This window comes from Pseudonocardia sp. ICBG1293, from assembly GCF_020131355.1.
Classification (GTDB): domain Bacteria; phylum Actinomycetota; class Actinomycetes; order Mycobacteriales; family Pseudonocardiaceae; genus Pseudonocardia.
Genome location: NZ_JAHLEL010000040.1, coordinates 182,967 through 199,596, shown reverse-complemented (window position 1 = coordinate 199,596; position 16,630 = coordinate 182,967). Strand labels below are relative to the sequence as shown.

At 74.0% G+C, this 16,630-nt stretch carries 14 protein-coding genes and 1 pseudogene; 11 read left to right on the top strand and 4 right to left on the bottom strand.

Annotated features, from left to right (window positions below; all coding sequences use genetic code 11):
- Window positions 1-24: 24 nt before the first annotated feature.
- From aspS to KPF47_RS19175, 4 genes are all read left to right on the top strand, one after another.
- On the top strand, window positions 25-1,869 hold the full coding sequence (aspS, locus tag KPF47_RS19190) for an aspartate--tRNA ligase (RefSeq protein ID WP_224390121.1): 1,845 nt from the start codon (window positions 25-27) through the stop codon (window positions 1,867-1,869).
- Window positions 1,870-2,811, top strand: coding sequence for a DUF389 domain-containing protein (locus KPF47_RS19185; protein ID WP_224390120.1), 942 nt, complete (start codon window positions 1,870-1,872; stop codon window positions 2,809-2,811). It begins immediately after the preceding gene.
- An 11-nt stretch (window positions 2,812-2,822) separates the two neighbouring features.
- Window positions 2,823-4,028, top strand: coding sequence for a hypothetical protein (locus KPF47_RS19180; RefSeq protein WP_224390119.1), 1,206 nt, complete (start codon window positions 2,823-2,825; stop codon window positions 4,026-4,028).
- 97 nt (window positions 4,029-4,125) lie between these two features.
- The gene (locus tag KPF47_RS19175) at window positions 4,126-5,001 is read left to right on the top strand and encodes an SGNH/GDSL hydrolase family protein (RefSeq protein WP_224390118.1); all 876 of its coding nucleotides are present in this window, start codon (window positions 4,126-4,128) and stop codon (window positions 4,999-5,001) included.
- Window positions 5,002-5,025: 24 nt separating this feature from the next.
- Here the strand turns inward: KPF47_RS19175 and KPF47_RS19170 are convergent, their stop codons facing one another.
- From KPF47_RS19170 to KPF47_RS19160, 3 genes are all read right to left on the bottom strand, one after another.
- Window positions 5,026-6,180, bottom strand: coding sequence for an aminotransferase class I/II-fold pyridoxal phosphate-dependent enzyme (locus KPF47_RS19170; protein WP_224390117.1), 1,155 nt, complete (start codon window positions 6,178-6,180; stop codon window positions 5,026-5,028).
- Window positions 6,177-6,692, bottom strand: a complete 516-nt coding sequence (locus tag KPF47_RS19165; RefSeq protein WP_224390116.1) for an Lrp/AsnC family transcriptional regulator — start codon at window positions 6,690-6,692, stop codon at window positions 6,177-6,179. Before KPF47_RS19165 ends, KPF47_RS19170 begins: the two co-directional genes overlap by 4 nt.
- Window positions 6,693-6,769: 77 nt before the next feature.
- A complete protein-coding gene (locus KPF47_RS19160; RefSeq protein ID WP_224390115.1) occupies window positions 6,770-6,991 on the bottom strand; it encodes a hypothetical protein in 222 nt (73 codons plus the stop codon).
- Between the two features lie 228 nt (window positions 6,992-7,219).
- On the opposite strand from KPF47_RS19160, the gene KPF47_RS19155 reads away from it, so the two are divergent.
- Genes KPF47_RS19155 through KPF47_RS19145 form a run of 3 tightly spaced genes read left to right on the top strand, consistent with a single transcriptional unit; the run spans window position 7,220 to window position 11,094 of the window.
- Window positions 7,220-8,284, top strand: coding sequence for an IS630 family transposase (locus KPF47_RS19155; RefSeq protein ID WP_255658826.1), 1,065 nt, complete (start codon window positions 7,220-7,222; stop codon window positions 8,282-8,284).
- Between the two features lie 11 nt (window positions 8,285-8,295).
- The gene (locus tag KPF47_RS19150) at window positions 8,296-9,678 is read left to right on the top strand and encodes a hypothetical protein (protein ID WP_224390114.1); all 1,383 of its coding nucleotides are present in this window, start codon (window positions 8,296-8,298) and stop codon (window positions 9,676-9,678) included.
- 45 nt (window positions 9,679-9,723) lie between these two features.
- On the top strand, window positions 9,724-11,094 hold the full coding sequence (locus KPF47_RS19145) for a replication-associated recombination protein A (protein WP_224390113.1): 1,371 nt from the start codon (window positions 9,724-9,726) through the stop codon (window positions 11,092-11,094).
- 10 nt (window positions 11,095-11,104) lie between these two features.
- On the opposite strand, the gene KPF47_RS19140 is transcribed toward KPF47_RS19145, so the two are convergent.
- Window positions 11,105-12,157 (bottom strand): trypsin-like serine protease, encoded by a 1,053-nt coding sequence (locus KPF47_RS19140; protein ID WP_224390112.1) that lies wholly within the window; start codon window positions 12,155-12,157, stop codon window positions 11,105-11,107.
- A 370-nt stretch (window positions 12,158-12,527) separates the two neighbouring features.
- On the opposite strand from KPF47_RS19140, the gene KPF47_RS38905 reads away from it, so the two are divergent.
- From KPF47_RS38905 to ruvX, 4 genes and pseudogenes are all read left to right on the top strand, one after another.
- Window positions 12,528-12,653, top strand: coding sequence for a hypothetical protein (locus KPF47_RS38905; protein WP_255659983.1), 126 nt, complete (start codon window positions 12,528-12,530; stop codon window positions 12,651-12,653).
- Window positions 12,628-13,149 (top strand): annotated as a pseudogene (gene shbA / locus KPF47_RS19135) (RNA polymerase sigma factor ShbA); the annotation flags it as partial. The gene KPF47_RS38905 and the pseudogene shbA, both read left to right, overlap by 26 nt.
- A gap of 383 nt (window positions 13,150-13,532) precedes the next feature.
- Window positions 13,533-16,193, top strand: a complete 2,661-nt coding sequence (alaS, locus tag KPF47_RS19130; RefSeq protein WP_224390111.1) for an alanine--tRNA ligase — start codon at window positions 13,533-13,535, stop codon at window positions 16,191-16,193.
- Window positions 16,190-16,624: a Holliday junction resolvase RuvX gene (ruvX, locus tag KPF47_RS19125; RefSeq protein WP_224390110.1), complete on the top strand. Its 435-nt coding sequence runs from the start codon at window positions 16,190-16,192 to the stop codon at window positions 16,622-16,624. The genes alaS and ruvX overlap by 4 nt, the downstream gene beginning before the upstream one ends.
- Window positions 16,625-16,630: the final 6 nt, after the last annotated feature.

The window sequence follows — 16,630 nt, the reverse complement described above, 5'->3', positions numbered from 1 at the left end:
GGGGTGCCGATAGCCTTGACCGCCGTGATGCGAACCCACCCCGTCGGCACGCTGCGTGCCGAGAACGCCGGCCAGACCGTGACCCTCGCCGGATGGGTGGCCCGCCGCCGCGATCACGGTGGCGTGATCTTCATCGACCTGCGGGACCGCTCCGGATCGGCCCAGGTCGTGTTCCGCGAGGGCGAGATGGCCGAGCGGGCCCACCGGCTGCGCTCCGAGTTCTGCATCCAGGTCGTCGGCGAGGTCGTCCGGCGGCCCGCGGGCAACGAGAACGCCGACCTCCCGACCGGCGACATCGAGGTGACGGTCACCGAGCTGACCGTGCTGTCGGAGTCCGCGCCGCTGCCGTTCCCGATCGACGACCACACCGGCGTCGGCGAGGAGATCCGGCTCTCCCACCGCTACCTCGACCTGCGCCGTTCCGGGCCCGCCGCGGCGATGAAGCTGCGCAGCGACGTCAACAAGGCCGCCCGCGACGTGCTCGCCACCGAGGACTTCATCGAGGTGGAGACGCCGACCCTGACCCGGTCCACCCCGGAGGGCGCGCGCGACTTCGTCGTCCCGGCCCGGCTGCGTCCCGGCTCCTGGTACGCGCTCCCGCAGAGCCCGCAGCTGTTCAAGCAGCTGCTCATGGTCGGCGGCCTCGAGCGCTACTACCAGATCGCGCGCTGCTACCGCGACGAGGACTTCCGTGCCGACCGGCAGCCGGAGTTCACCCAGCTCGACATCGAGATGAGCTTCGTCGAGCAGGACGACGTCATCGCACTCGCCGAGAAGGTCCTCACCGCGCTGTGGCGCCTCGTCGGGCACGAGATCGAGGCCCCGATCCGCCGGATGCCCTACGCCGAGGCGATGGCCCGCTACGGCTCGGACAAGCCCGACCTGCGCTTCGACATCGAGCTCACCGAGCTCACGTCCTACTTCTCGGGCACCGGGTTCCGTGTCTTCCAGAACCCCTACGTCGGCGCCGTCGTCATGCCGGGCGGGGCGTCGCAGCCCCGCAAGGTGCTCGACGGCTGGCAGGAGTGGGCCAAGCAGCGCGGCGCCCGCGGCCTGGCCTACGTCCTGATCGGCGAGGACGGCCGGGTCGACGAGCGCGGCCCCGTCGTCAAGAACCTCTCCGAGGCCGAGCGGTCCGGGCTGGCCGAGGCCGTCGGCGCGAACCCCGGCGACTGCATCTTCTTCGCCGCGGGCACGCCGGGCGAGGCCCGGGCGCTGCTGGGGGCCGCACGCGGCGAGATCGCGCGGCGGACCGGTGCGATCGACGAGTCGGCCTGGTCGTTCGTCTGGATCGTCGACGCACCGCTGTTCGAGTCGGCCGCCGACACCGACGACGTCGCGGTCGGCGGCGGCGCCTGGACCGCGCTGCACCACGCGTTCACCTCGCCCACCCCGGAGTGGATCGACACCTTCGAGAAGGACCCGGGCAGCGCGCTGGCCTACGCCTACGACATCGTCTGCAACGGCAACGAGATCGGCGGCGGCTCGATCCGTATCCACTCGGCCGAGGTGCAGAAGCGCGTCTTCGAGATCATGGGCCTGTCCGCGGACGAGGCGCAGGAGAAGTTCGGCTTCCTGCTCGACGCCTTCGCGTTCGGCCCGCCGCCGCACGGCGGGATCGCGTTCGGCTGGGACCGGATCACCGCGCTGCTCGCCGGGGTCGACTCCATCCGCGAGGTCATCGCGTTCCCGAAGACCGGCGGCGGGTTCGACCCGCTGACCCAGGCCCCGGCGCCGATCACGGCGGCCCAGCGCAAGGAGGCGGGCGTGGACGCGAAGCCGGCCGGCTCCGCACCCGGGGGCTCCGCGCCCGGCAGGCCCGCCGAGACCGGCGGCGGCGCCCCGGAGAAGCCCGGCCCGGCCGCGTAGGTGCTGCACCTGCGGGTGGTCTGCCCACCCGGGCGGACCGCGGAGGTCCGCGCGATCCTCGACGCCCAGCCCGGGGTGGCCCACCTGGTGGTCCACCCCGGGGTGGCGGTGCAGCCCGCCGGTGACCTGGTCGAGGCCGACGTCGCCCGCGAGTGTGCCGACGACCTGCTGGGCCGGCTGTCCGATCTCGGCGTCGACCACGACGGCGGCATCACCCTCGAGCAGCTCGACACGGTGCTGTCCGACCGGGCGGACGCGGCCGAGGAGGCCGCCCCGGGGGACGGGGCCGACGCGGTCGTCTGGGACGAGCTGATCCAGCGCACCGGCGAGGAGTCGCGGCTGTCCGCGACGTTCCTGACCTTCCTCACCATCGCCTGCCTGCTCGCCGCCGTCGGCGCGGTCACCGACTCGCCGGTGACCGTGGTCGGGGCGATGGTGCTCGGCCCGGAGTTCGGTCCGATGGCCGCGATGGCGGTGGGGCTGGTGCTGCGCCGTCGCGACCTGGTCTCGCGCGGCGCGCTCGCGCTCGCCGCCGGGTTCCCGCTGGCGATGGCCGTGACCGCCGTCGCGACCCTGCTGTTCGACCTGCTCGGCTGGCTGTCCTCGGCCGGGCTCGACGACCTGGAACAGATGGACTTCATCTACGACGTCGGGCCGTTCTCACTGGTCGTCGCGGTGCTGGCGGGTGCGGCCGGCATGCTGTCGCTGACCTCGGCGCGGTCCTCGGCGCTGGTCGGTGTGTTCATCTCGGTGACGACCGTCCCGGCCGCCGCCTACGCCTCGGTCGCGGTGATCGAGGGGCGCTGGGGCGAGGCGGGCCTGTCGGTGCTGCAGCTGGGGGTCAACCTGGTGGGCGCGATCGGTGCGGCGGCCGCGGTGCTGGTGATCGCCCGGTGCGGATCGCGTCGTCGGGGCGCGGACTGGGCGCTCTCCGAAGGGTAGGGTCCCCTTCGATGACCGATCCGCAGTCGACTCCGGGCGCGGTCGCGGCGGTGGCCGGGGCCGCGCGGCTGCTGTCGCGGCGGGCGGGCTCGGAGGTGGTGCTGTTCGAGCCCGAGGACCTGGGTGGCAGCGGCCGCTCGGTCGTCGCCCGGGCGCGGATGGCGAAGAACCCGTTCTCCGACCGGCGCAGCGTCGTGGTGAAGCACTACGCCCCGCCCGAGGACGGCTCGGACGGCGCGGACCTGGTGTCGGACCCGTTCCGCTACGAGGTGGCGTCCTGCCAGCTGTTCACCGCGCTGCCCAGCGACGTCCGGCCCAGCCCGGTGATCATCGCGCACGACCCCGAGCAGCGGCTGCTCGTCCTGGAGGACCTCGGCCGCAGCCTGACCCTGGCCGACAAGCTGTTCGGCCCGGACGCCCAGGCCGCCCGCACCTGCCTGCTCGGCTGGGCCCGCGGGCTCGGCCGGATGCAGGCCGCGACCGCCGGTCGGGAGGGCGACTTCGGTGCGCTGCTGCGCAGGCTGGGGGAGAAGGCGCGCCGGGACCCGGTCGCCGACCAGGCCCGCGCCGCGCTGGCCGGCCTGCCGGAGCTGCTGGCCGGGATCCTCGGCGTCGAGGTGCCGGAGCTGGCGCTCTGGGAGGCCCGGGGTGGCGTACGGCTGCTCGGCGGCACCGGGTTCCGCGCGTTCAGCCCGTCCGACACCTGCCCGGACAACAACCTGGTCACCAGCCGGGGGGTGCGGTTCGTCGACTTCGAGTGGGGCTGCTTCCGCGACGTGGTCCTCGACGCCGCCTACGTGCGGGTGCCGTTCCCCGGCTGCTCGTCGAGCTTCGCGCTGCCCGACGCCGTCGCCGACGCGATGCTCGACGCCTGGCGGGCCGAGGTCGCACCGGTCTGGCCCGAGCTCGACGACCCGGAGCTGCTGGGGTCGCGGCTGGCCGACGCGCAGGTGCTGTGGGTGTGGTGGTCGACCTGGCGGCTGTTGCCGCGGGTGCCCGAGCGCGACGGACCGATCGGTTCCGACGCCGGCCGGTCGCCGCGGATCTCCACCGCGCTGCGGCACTACTGGCGACGGCTCGGCGTCACCGCGGAGGCGACCGCCCGGCCGGCGACGGCGGCACTGGCCGAGGCCGTGGTCACCGCGCTCGACACCCGTTTCCCGGACGCGTCGTCGACGCTGCCGCTGTTCCCCGCCTTCCGCGGCGGCGAGTGGTAGGGGTCCGGCCCCCAGAGTTCCCACGGCGGTACGGGACCCGTCACCGGTTGCACACGGACCCGGTGGCTGCGGCGGTGAGGGTGTCGGGGTGTCCCCGATGACCGCGCGTCCGTCCGTCGTCGACCCGGCGCTGCGCCCCGCCCGTCCGGTCACCGCGCCGTGTGCGGCCGGACGGCCCGTCCGGCACCTGGTCCTGCTGGGCGACTCCACCGCGGTCGGCCTGGGCGACCCGCTGCCCGGCGGTGGCTGGCGGGGGTTCGGCCCGCTGCTGCGCGACGCCCTCGACGACCCCGCCCACCCCGGCTCGGTCCGGCTGGACAACCACGCCCGGACCGGTGCCCGGATGGCCGAGGTCCGGCACGGACAGGTCCCCGCGGCCGCGATGTCGGGACCCGATGTCGTCGTGCTGTGCGCCGGGATGAACGACACCCTGCGCTCGGACTTCGACCCGGCCGGGATCCGGCGCGACTGCGCCGGGTCGCTGGAGCCGCTGCTGCGCACCGGTGCGACGGTGCTGCTGCTCCGCTTCCACGACCACGCCCGTGTCTGGCCGCTGCCGGGCCCGCTGCAGCGGGCGCTCGCGACCCGGATCGCGGCGCTGAACGGGGCCGTCGACGGGGCGGTGGCCGACGCCGTCGCGGCGACGGGACGGTCCGCCGTCGGCATCCTGGACCTGGACACCGCCGGGAGCTACGACCCGGCCGCGTGGAGCGTGGACCGGTTGCACCCCTCCGAGCGGGGGCACCGGCGGCTGGCCCGCGGTTTCGCCGGGCTGCTCGGTGCGGCCGGGTTCGCGGTGCCGGGGGAGGTCGGTCTCGACGCGGCCGGCGGCCGCGCGGTGGCCGCCTGGCAACGCGGGGCGTGGCTGGTCGTGCAGGGCGTGCCGTGGCTCGTGCGGCGGACCCGGGACCTCGGGCCGGTGATGGTGCGGGGGCTCGTGGAGGGTGCGCGGGAGCGGAAGGTGCCCGCCTGACCCCGGCGATCCGGGTCCGCCGGGCTACAGGCGTCGCAGGAAGTTCCCGATCCGCTCCACGGCCTGCTCCAGCTGCGGCAGCGCCGTCGCGTACGAGCAGCGGATGTGTCCCTCGCCGGAGGGCCCGAACACGCTGCCCGGCACCACCGCGACCGACTCCTCGCGCAGCAGCCGCTCGGCGAAGGTCTCGGCGTCGAGCCCGGACACGCGGATCGACGGGAAGGCGTAGAACGCCCCGGCCGGCTCCGGGCAGTCCAGCCCGGCCTCGCGCAGGCCCTTCACGAACACCCGCCGCCGGCGGTCGTAGTCGGCCACCATCTCCGCGACGTCGCCCTCCGCGCTGGTCAGCGCCTCGATCGCGGCGATCTGCGAGACGTGCGGTGCGCACAGCATCGTGTACTGGTGCACCCGCAGGCACAGCTCGGCGATCGGCTCCGGCGCGGCGAGCCACCCGACCCGCCATCCCGTCATCGCCTGGGCCTTGGAGAAGCCGCCCAGGACCACGGTCCGCTCCCGGGCACCGGGCACCGCACCCAGGCAGGTGTGGGCGCCGGTGTAGGTGAGCCGGTCGTAGATCTCGTCGGAGAGCAGGTACAGGTCGTGCCGCTCGGCCAGCGCGACGAGCTCGCGCAGCACCTCCGGCGGCTGCACGGCACCGGTCGGGTTCGCGGGCGAGCCGATCAGGATCGCCTTCGTCCGTGGTGTCACCGCGGCCTCCACCGCGGCGATGTCGATGGCGAAACCGTCCTCGGCACGGGTGGGCACCCCGACCGGGACACCACCGGCGAACGCCACGCACGGCTGGTAGGCGACGTAGCAGGGCTCCGGGACGATGACCTCCTCGCCCGGGTCCAGCAGCACCCGGAACGCCAGGTCCAGTCCTTCGGACACCCCGGTCGTCACCAGGCACTCGGTGGCCGGGTCGTAGTGGGCGTCGTAGCGCGAGGCCAGGTCCGCGCACACCAGCTCGCGCAGCCTCGGCAGGCCGGCGTTGCCGGTGTAGGTGGTGTAACCGCGCTCCAGGGCGTAGATGCCCGCCTCGCGGATCCGCCACGGCGTGACGAAGTCGGGCTCGCCGACCCCGAGGGAGATGACGTCGTCCATCTCGGCGGCGATGTCGAAGAACCGCCGGATCCCCGACGGCGGGATCGCCGAGATCGTCGTGTTGAGCGGCTTCACGGGGTCACCGGGAGCCGGTGGTCGGGCTCGGGCTCGGCGAAGGAGTCACCGTCGCGTTTGTGGGTGGCCAGCACGAAGTGCGTGGCGGTCGAGCGGACCCGGTCGATCGTGGACAGCTTCTGGGACACGAAGTCGCTGACCGCGCGGATGTCCGGGCCGACGACCGTGCAGCGCAGGTCGTGCCCGCCGGAGACGAGGTAGCAGTCGCGGACCTCGCCGAAGCGGGAGATGCGGGCGGCGACGTCGTCGAACCCCACCCCGCGGGCCGGGGCGACCGAGACGTCGATGAACGCGGTGACCTGCGCGCCGGCACGGCCGGCACCGGCGTGTCCGTCGCCACCGTCCTCGTACCGGGCCCAGTCCACGACGGCCTTGTGCCTGCGGATCACCCCGGAGCGTTCCCACTCCGCGATCCGGGCGTCGACCTCGTCCCGGGGCAGACCCAGCATGGTGGCGACGGTGTCGTGGCTCAACGACGCGTCACGTTCGAGCAACTCGAGGATCTCGCGCACGGCGTGACCCTACGACGGCTGCCCGCCGTCGTGCCGCGGGCCGGGCGGGTCGGCACCGGCCCGCGCCGTCCTCCCGGTCAGGCGGCCTGCGGGAGCGGCGCCACGACGGCCGCCTGCGCGACGCCGGCGCGGGCGGGGTCGAGCAGACCGCACTCCAGGTCGAGGAGGTGGGTGCGCGTGCACGGTCCGCACACGTACACCGTGCCGGACGGGCCGTGGTGGCTGCTCCAGGCGAGTCCGCGGACGTCGGCGGGGGTGCGCTGACGGGAGCAGAGCGGGCAACTCGGGATCGTGTCCATGCCCCGTGAGCGTGCACGGGCTCTGTTGCGGGGCGGTGACACCGCACGTCCGCGGCGTTGCGTTCCGGCGACGATCCGGGGTCCGTGACGATCACGGTGTGTCCCCGACGGTCACGAATCGGGTCCGAGGCGGTGAATTCGGCGCCACCGCCCCCCGCCCGCAACTAGTGTTGCGGTAACTAGGTTACTTTACTCACGGGCTGGTTTACGGGATCATGAGCTGTGCCGTTGACTGTGACCGTGGACGTTCCGGCCGCCGACCGCGAGGTGCTGGAGTCCTGGCTGCGTTCCTCGTCGGTTTCGGCGGGACTGGCCCGACGGGGCAGGATCGTGTTGCTGGCCGCGGACGGGGTGGCGGTCAAGGACATCGTCACACTGGTCGGGGCGTCGAAGGCGACGGTGATCGGGTGGAAGAAGCGTTACGCCGCTGAGGGGATCGCCGGGCTGGCCGACCGGCCCAAGGCGGGCCGGCCGCCGGTGATCGACGAGGTCGCGGTCGTGCTCGCCACGCTGGAACCGCCGCCTGAGCGGCTCGGAGTCACGCACTGGTCGTCACGGCTGCTCGGTGCCGAGCTCGGGATCTCCCACGTGTGGATCGGCAAGATTTGGCGGCGGTGGGGGCTGCAGCCGTGGAAGTCCGAGACGTTCAAGTTCTCCACCGATCCCGAGCTCGAAGCCAAGGTCCGCGACATCGTCGGGTTGTATCTGAACCCGCCGGACAAGGCCGTCGTGCTCTGCGTCGACGAGAAATCCCAGGTCCAGGCCCTGGACCGGACAGCGCCGATCCTGCCGATCATGCCCGGTATCCCGGAGAAACGGACGCATGACTACGTCCGTCACGGCACCACCACGCTGTTCGCGGCGTTAGAGGTCGCGACCGGGCGGGTCGAGCAGGCGTGCCTGCCGCGGCATCGCCATCAGGAGTTCCTGCGGTTCCTCAAGCAGGTCGCGAAGGCCTACCCGCGGCGCAAGCTGCACCTGGTGGTGGACAACTACGCGACCCACAAGCACCCCGCAGTGAAGGCCTGGCTGGCCCGCAACCCGCGGATCACCCTGCACTTCACCCCGACCTCGGGATCGTGGCTGAACATGGTCGAGGTCTTTTTCGGGGTCATCACCCGCCAGGCCATTCGCCGTGGCAGCTTCGGCAGCGTCAGAGAACTGATCGGCGCGATCGGCCGGTTCATCGACGGCTGGAACGAACGCTGCCACCCGTTCATCTGGACCAAACCCGCAGACCACCTACTCAACCACTGCCGACCCGGTCAAAGAACATCGTTTACGCGACACTAGGGTCCGCGCGCATGAGCAGCAACGAACCGCCGCGCGGCGAGGACCCGCAGGACGGTCCCGCGGGACCGGCGACGCCCGGTGGCGCCCACGAGCCCGGACAGGGGGCCGGGAGCGCCGACCAGACGGGTGCGCAGCACCCCGGTGCGCGGCAGGCCGGGGAGGAGGGCGGCACCGGTGCCCCGGAGCCGGGGCAGTACGGCCGGCCTCCGCAGTACGGCGGACCGGCCCCGGAGCCGCAGTACGGCGGGCAGCAGCAGTACGGCGGGCAGCCGCAGTACGGCGAGCAGCAGTACGGAGGCCAGCAGTACGGGGGCCAGGCGCAGTACCCGGGCCAGTATCCGGCCGGTCAGCAGTACCCGGGCCAGTATCCGGCCGGTCAGCAGTACCCGGGCCAGTATCCGGCCGGTCAGCAGTACCCGGGCCAGTATCCGGCCGGTCAGCAGTACCCGGGCCAGTATCCGGCCGGTCAGCAGTACCCGGGCCAGTACCCGGCCGGTCAGCAGTACCCGGGCCAGTACCCGGCCGGTCAGCAGTACGGCGGCGAGTACCCGCAGGGCGGCTACGGTCAGTCGGCCTACCCCGCCGGCGGCGCCCCGCTGCCCTCGGGCACGTCTCCGGACCCGCTGGTGCCGTTCTCCTTCGGTGACTGGTTCTCCAAGATCGTCGGCGTGCTGCAGCGGAGCTGGAAGCCGCTGCTGCTCATCAACCTGATCGTGCTCATCCCGACCGCGATCCTCAGCGGCATCAGCTACCTCGTCGACGGGAGCGGCACCCGGTCGTCGTTCGACCCCGTCGAGCTCGGTGCCGGCTTCGCGGCGGGCCTCGGCCTGACCAGCCTGCTCCTGGCCGTGGTCACCGTCGTGCTGTCGGCGCTCGGCTACGCGGCGTCGGTGTTCGTCGTCGTGCGCGACGCCGCCCAGCGCCCGTGGAGCCAGGAACAGGTCATCGCGTTCGCGAAGAACCGCGCGCTGCCGGTCATCGGCTGGTCGCTGCTGGCCGGGCTGCTGTTCGTCATCGGGTTCTTCCTGCTGATCCTCCCGGGCATCTACCTGGGCGTGGTGTTCACCGCCGGGCTGATCGGCGTCGTCGTGATCGAGCGGGCGGGGATCGGTCGCACGTTCGCCCTGGTCAACCCCCGGTTCTTCCCGGTGCTCGGCCGGCTGGTGGTCTTCTTCCTGATCGCGGTCGCGTACTCGGTGATCGTCTCGCTGGTCATCGCCGGCCCGCTGGCGCTGATCAGCCCCGTGCTGGGTGGGGTGGTGGGGACGCTGCTGCAGCTGCCGCTGCAGATCGCCGGTGTCGCCGCCATGATCGTCACCTACGCCGAGTGCCGCTTCCACGAGCACAACCCGGTGCACACCCCCGTCCTCGCCGACGAGATCGACCGCGCCTGAGGTGCCCCTGCTCCCCGGGGCCGGTGTCCTGGCAGGCTGGATGCGATGAGCACCGACGGCCTGTTCGACATCGACCCCGGGGGCGAGGAGTACGACAGCGGTGACGGCGACGCCGTCCGCCCCGACGCACCGCTCGCCGCGCGGATGCGTCCGCGCACCCTCGACGAGGTCGTCGGCCAGGCCGACCTGCTCAAGCCCGGCGCCCCGCTGCGGCGCCTGCTGGACGGCGGCGCCGCGGCGTCGGTGCTGCTCTACGGCCCGCCCGGCACCGGCAAGACCACCCTGGCCCGGCTGATGGCCGGCGCCGGTGGCGCCGACCGGCACTTCGTCGCCCTCTCGGCGCTCTCGGCGGGGGTCAAGGAGCTGCGGGCGGTCATCTCCGAGGCGCGGGGCCGGCGTGACCGCAGCGGGACGACCACGGTCCTGTTCATCGACGAGGTCCACCGCTTCTCCCGCACCCAGCAGGACGCCCTGCTGGGCGCGGTCGAGGACCGGCTCGTCCTGCTCGTCGCGGCGACCACCGAGAACCCGTCGTTCTCGGTGGTGTCGCCGCTGCTGTCCCGCTCGCTGGTGCTGCAGCTGCAGACCCTCGGCGAGGACGACGTGCGCACCCTGCTGCGGCGCGCCGTCGCGTCCGGACGGGGCCTGGACTCGGCCGTCGAGCTCGCCGAGGACGGTGAACAGGCGCTGGTCAGACTGGCCGCGGGCGACGGGCGCCGGGCCCTGACCGCGCTGGAGGCCGCCGCGGACGGGGTCCTCGGCGCGGGCGGCGACCCGGTGATCGACCTGGCCGCGGTCGAGCGGGCGGTGACCGAGGTGGCCGTGCGCTACGACCGGGCCGGCGACCAGCACTACGACGTCATCAGCGCGTTCATCAAGTCCATCCGCGGCTCCGACCCCGACGCCGCCCTGCACTACCTGGCCCGGATGCTCGTCGCGGGGGAGGACGCCCGGTTCATCGCGCGCCGGCTCATGATCCACGCCTCGGAGGACGTCGGGCTGGCCGACCCGACCGCGCTGCTCGCCGCGACCGCGGCCGCCCAGGTCGTGCAGCTCGTCGGGATGCCGGAGGCCCGGATCGCGCTCGCCCAGGTCACCGTGCACCTGGCGACCGCCCCCAAGTCGAACGCCGTGATCACCGCGATCGACGCCGCGATGGCCGACGTCCGCTCCGGGAAGGTCGGTGGGGTGCCCCCGCACCTGCGCGACGGCCACTACGCCGGAGCGCAGAAGCTCGGCAACGCCGTCGGCTACCGCTACCCGCACGACGACCCCGACGGCGCCCTGCGCCAGCAGTACCCGCCCGACGACGTGGTGGGCGTCGACTACTACGCACCGTCCGGCCGCGGGCACGAACGTGTCCTGGCCGAACGCCTGCCGAAGCTGCGCCGCGTGGTGCGCGGCACCCGGGACTGAGCCCGGACGCTCAGCCGGTCCGCAGGGTCAGGCCGAGCGCGCTGGTCGCGGTGCCGATCGGGGTGAAGTAGCTGGTGCAGTTGCCCTCGCCGCCGGCACCGGTGTGCACGCCCTGGGCCTGCCCGGACGAGGTGATGTACGGGGCCCCGGAGTCACCCTCCCGGGCGCACGCGGAGACCGAGGTCAGCCCGGACTGGCTCTGGCCCTCGAAGTTGACCGTCATGTCGGTGCGCTGGACCGTGCCGCAGGACCGGCCGCTGGTCGAGCCGTACAGACAGACCGTGGAACCGGCGGGTGCGGGACGGCTGCCCGTCACCCGGGTCCCCGACACCGTCGCCGACACGGTGTCCGGGTCGACCGCGATCGCGCCGACGTCGACCCCGCGCCCGGCGGACTCGACCTCGGAGCCGATCGTGGAGCCGTCGGTGGTGTACCAGGACGACGAGCCCCGGGTGCAGTGGCCCGCGGTGATCAGCCAGTCCCCGGCGCCGTCGGACGCGGCGAACCCCGCGGTGCAGCGACGGGTGCCGTCGGTGATGGTGTCACCCCCGGCGACCGCCGCCTGGCGGTGCGCCGGCGCGGCCACCCGTTCCACCCGCACCGCCGCCGGGTCCAGACCACCGGTCAGGCCCGCCGCCAGCGCATCGGCCCCCGGCCCGTCGACGACGCTCAGCACGACCTGCTCCGTGCGGGGGTCCACGCCGTAGGAGTCCAGTCCGGCCGGCATGCCCGAGGCCGTGCGCTCCGCCAGCGACGACAGCACCGCGACCGGGTCGCGACGCGGCTCCTCGCGCACCACCGGGGTCGCGCCGAGCGCCGAGATCAGCGGGGCGGAGGCGGCGTCCCAGGTACCGACCATCAGCCGCCCGTCGGCCAGCCAGGTCCCGGCCAGCGCGGGGCCGAGCGCCTCGGTCACCGCCGGGACCAGGGCCGCGGCCGCGTCGTCGCCGACCGTGACCGGGGGGAGCGCGGGGTCCGCGGTGGCCGGCACGGCCACCCCCACACCGATCGCGACGGTGCCGAGGGCGGCGAGCAGGAGGCGGTGCGGGCGACGCAGAGGCACGAGCGGTCCTTCGGGCGAGCGGGGTGTGACACCCGGCCCAACGACAGTGCTCCGCGCGGGTCACGCCCGCGGGCGAGGACCCCCCTGCGGGAGGGGTGACGTCCGGCCGGTCCGCGGGTTGCCCTGTTCGGCGGTGCGCGCCCTACTGTCCGTCGACCTATACCGCAAATTGTGCATGTTGATTGACCCCGAAAGGGTGCACCGGAAGTGTTGATCGCAGGCCGGGGCGCGGCCGAGCGGACCTGCCGGCAGCGCCGACCACCACCGGCACAGGACAGCGCGACAGTCGCACCGTCCGGCCCGTGGCCGGACGCACGCGGTGCCGGCGCCTGACGCGGCCACCGGGTCGCGACCGAGGAGAGCTGGGCAGATGCACGACGGACCCGTGGCCATCGCCACCGCACCCGAGGACGCCACCGAGGAGGCCGACACCCGACACCCGGCAGGCGGCGGACCTGCTCCCGCCGGAGATGCTGGCCGCCGCCGTCGCCGGTGACGGGCGCGCGGTCGCACTGCTGCTGGCGACGGTGCAGCCGCAGGTGGAGCGGTTCTGCCGGGCACGGCTGGGCCGGCGCGAGACCATCCTGGGATCGGCCGACGACGTCGCCCAGGACGTCTGCATGGCCGTGCTGTCCGTGCTGCCGCACTACCGGCCCTCGGGCATGTCGTTCCGCGCGTTCGTGTTCGGCATCGCCCGGCACAAGATCGCCGACGCGTTCCGCGCGATGGCCCGCAACCGCTGCGACGCCGTCGAGGAGCTGCCCGAGCGGCCCGGCCGCGAGGAGGACCCGGAGCAGGTCGTGCTCGACGCCGAGCGCAACGACCGCCTGTCCGACCTCCTGGACCTGCTGGGCCCCCGGCAGGTCGAGATCCTCACGCTGCGGATCGCGGTCGGGCTGACCGCGGAGGAGACCGCCGACGTGCTCGGCTCGACCCCCGGCGCGGTCCGGGTGGCCCAGCACCGCGCCCTGCAGCGGCTGCGCCGTGAGCTGACGGACCGCGCGGCGCGCCGCGCGGGTGACCGGGTCGCGGTCGTCCCGTCCCCGCGCACCCCCCGGGTCGTCGTCCCCGCGCCGCGGCCCCCCGTCGACGCCCCGCTGCCGGTCGCGGTCTGACCGGGGCGTGACGGCGGACCCGCCGCCGCCCTCGGCCGACCTCCCGGGCCGGGGGCACGGCGGGACCCGCAGACGGCCGGTGCCGGTGCGCTCGGGCGTGCACCGGCACCGGCCGTTCCCTCCTCCGGGTGCCGGTAACCTGGCACGACCGGCCTCCCGCGGCGTCCCCACGCCGCGCGGCCTACGGTGTGGCGCGGGCGCAGGTCGCCCGCCCCGTCGCCGACCCGTCGCCAGCCGTACCCGTCACGAGAGACCCACCGGTGCAGACCCACGAGATCGTCCGTCGTTTCACCGCCCACTTCGAGAGCAACGGGCACACGCCCGTCCCCAGCGCCTCGCTGATCCTCGAGGACCCGCAGCTGCTGTTCGTCAACGCGGGCATGGTGCAGTTCAAGCCGTACTTCCTCGGCGACGTGCCCGCGCCCTACCCGCGCGCCACCTCGATCCAGAAGTGCGTCCGCACCCCGGACATCGACGAGGTCGGCAGGACCACCCGGCACACCACCTTCTTCCAGATGGCCGGGAACTTCTCCTTCGGCGACTACTTCAAGCGCGGGGCCATCGAGTTCGCCTGGTCGCTGATCACCCGCAGCCAGGACGAGGGCGGCTACGGCTTCGACCCCGAGATCATCTGGGTCACCGTCTACCACGACGACGACGAGGCCATCGCGCTCTGGAAGGAGATCGCGGGCCTGCCCGAGGAGCGCATCCAGCGCCGCGGCGGCGACGACAACTACTGGGACATGGGCGTGCCCGGCCCCGGCGGCCCCTGCTCGGAGATCTACGTCGACCGCGGCCCCGAGTTCGGCGCCGAGGGCGGCCCCGAGGCCGACGAGGACCGCTACCTCGAGATCTGGAACCTCGTCTTCATGCAGGACGAGCGCGGCGAGCTGTCCCCGAAGAAGGGGCACCCGCCGGTCGGCACCCTGCCGCACAAGAACATCGACACCGGCATGGGCGTCGAGCGGGTCGCGTTCCTGCTCCAGGACGTCCACAACGTCTACGAGACCGACCTCGTCCGCCCGGTCATCGCCAAGGCCGAGGAGCTGTCCGGCCGCCGCTACGGCGCCGACGAGACCGACGACGTCCGGTTCCGCGTCATCGCCGACCACGCCCGGTCCTCGATGATGATCGTCGGCGACGGTGTGACCCCCGGCAACGAGGGCCGCGGCTACGTGCTGCGCCGGCTGCTGCGCCGCATCGTGCGCTCGGCCCGGCTGCTCGGCGTGACCGGACCCTGCCTGGGCGAGTTCGCCGAGGTCGTGCGCGAGACGATGTCGCCCACCTACCCCGAGCTCACCGCCGACTTCGAGCGGATCTCCGCCGTCATCCGGGCCGAGGAGGACACCTTCCGGGCCACGCTCACCGCCGGTGAGCGGATCTTCGAGGGCGCGGTGTCCCGCGCCCGCTCCGCCGGCAGCGACACGCTGCCCGGTGACCAGGCGTTCGCGCTGCACGACACCTACGGCTTCCCGATCGACCTGACGCTGGAGATGGCCGCCGAGGCCGGGCTCACCGTCGACCGGGAGCGCTTCACCGCGCTGATGGACGAGCAGCGGTCACGGGCCAAGGCCGACGCCGCCGGGCGCAAGGTCGGCTTCGTCGACGCCTCGGTCTACCGGGCCGTGCTCGACCCCCACGGCGCCACCGACTTCCTCGGCTACCAGACGCTGCAGTCGGAGTCCCGGGTCGTCGGGCTGCTGCGCGACGGCGCCACCGTGCCCGCCGCCCACGAGGGCGAGCAGGTCGAGGTGCTGCTCGACCGCACCCCGTTCTACGCCGAGGCCGGCGGCCAGCAGGCCGACACCGGCGTGCTGCGCGGCGCGTCCTTCGAGGTCCGCGTGGACGACGTCCAGTCCCCGGTGGCCGGGCTGCGGGTGCACCGCGGCGTGGTCACCGCCGGCACCGTGACCCTCGACGCCGAGATCGTCGCCGAGGTCGACCGCACCCGCCGGTCGGCGATCTCGCGCGCGCACACCGCCACCCACCTCGTGCACGCCGGGGTCCGCGGCACCCTGGGCAGCGCCGCCGCCCAGGCCGGGTCGCTCAACGCCCCGGGCCGGCTGCGGTTCGACTTCACCTCCCCGACCGGGGCCGTGCCGCCCGCGGCGCTGGTCGAGATCGAGGAGGAGGTCAACGCGGTCCTGCAGGAGGACCGGGAGATCCAGACCTACGAGACCTCCATCGACGAGGCCCGCACGCTCGGCGCGATGATGCTGTTCGGCGAGAAGTACGGCGACCGCGTGCGCGTCGTCGACATGGGCGACTACTCGCGCGAGCTGTGCGGTGGCACCCACGTCGGGCGCACCGGCGAGCTCGGCCTGGTCCGCGTGCTGTCGGAGGCCTCCATCGGTTCCGGGGTGCGGCGCGTCGAGGCCCTGGTCGGGATCGACGCCTTCAAGCACGCCACCACCGAGCATCTGCTGGTCAACCAGCTCGCCGACCAGCTCAAGGCGCGCCCGGAGGAGCTGCCGGAGCGGATCAATGGGATCGTCGAGCGGCTGCGGACCGCCGAGCGCGACCTGGAGAAGCACCGCGCCGACGCCGTGCTGGCCTCGGCCGGGGCGCTGGCCCAGCAGGCCGAGGACCTCGACGGCACCGCGCTCGTCGCGGTCACCGCCCCGGACGGGGTGTCCGGCAACGACCTGCGGACCCTGGCCGCGGACGTGCGCGGGAAGCTGGGCGAGCGGCCCGGCGTGGTCGCGCTGTTCGGCGTCGACGGGGAGAAGGTGTCCTTCGTCGTCGCCACCACGAAGGCGGCCCGGGACGGCGGGATCGCCGCCGGGAAGCTGATCGGCGAGTTCGCCGCCGCCGTCGGCGGGCGCGGGGGTGGCAAGCCCGACCTCGCGCAGGGCGGCGGCACCGACCCGGCCGGGATCGACGCCGCGGTGCAGAAGCTGCGCGCCGCGCTGCGCCCGTGACCCCCACCCGCGGACGGCGCCTCGGCATCGACGTCGGCGCCGTCCGGGTGGGCGTCGCGATGTGCGACCCGGACGGGATCCTCGCGACCCCGGTCGAGACCGTGCCCCGGGATGCGGAGAACGGCGCCGACGTGCGCCGGATCGCCGAGCTGGTGGCCGAGCACGACGTCGTCGGCGTCGTGCTGGGGCTGCCCCGGAACCTGCGCGGCGAGGACGGCCCGGCCGCCGTCGCCGCGCGGGAGTTCGCCGCGGCCCTGGAGGCGGGGCTGGACGTGCCGGTCGAGCTGACCGACGAGCGCATGACCACCGTCGTCGCGACCCGGCAGCTGGCCGGGCGCGGTGTGCGTGGCCGCAGGCAGCGCGCGGTGATCGACCAGCAGGCCGCGGTGGCGATCCTGCAGGGCTGGCTGGATACCACCCGCGGGAGCTGATCACCG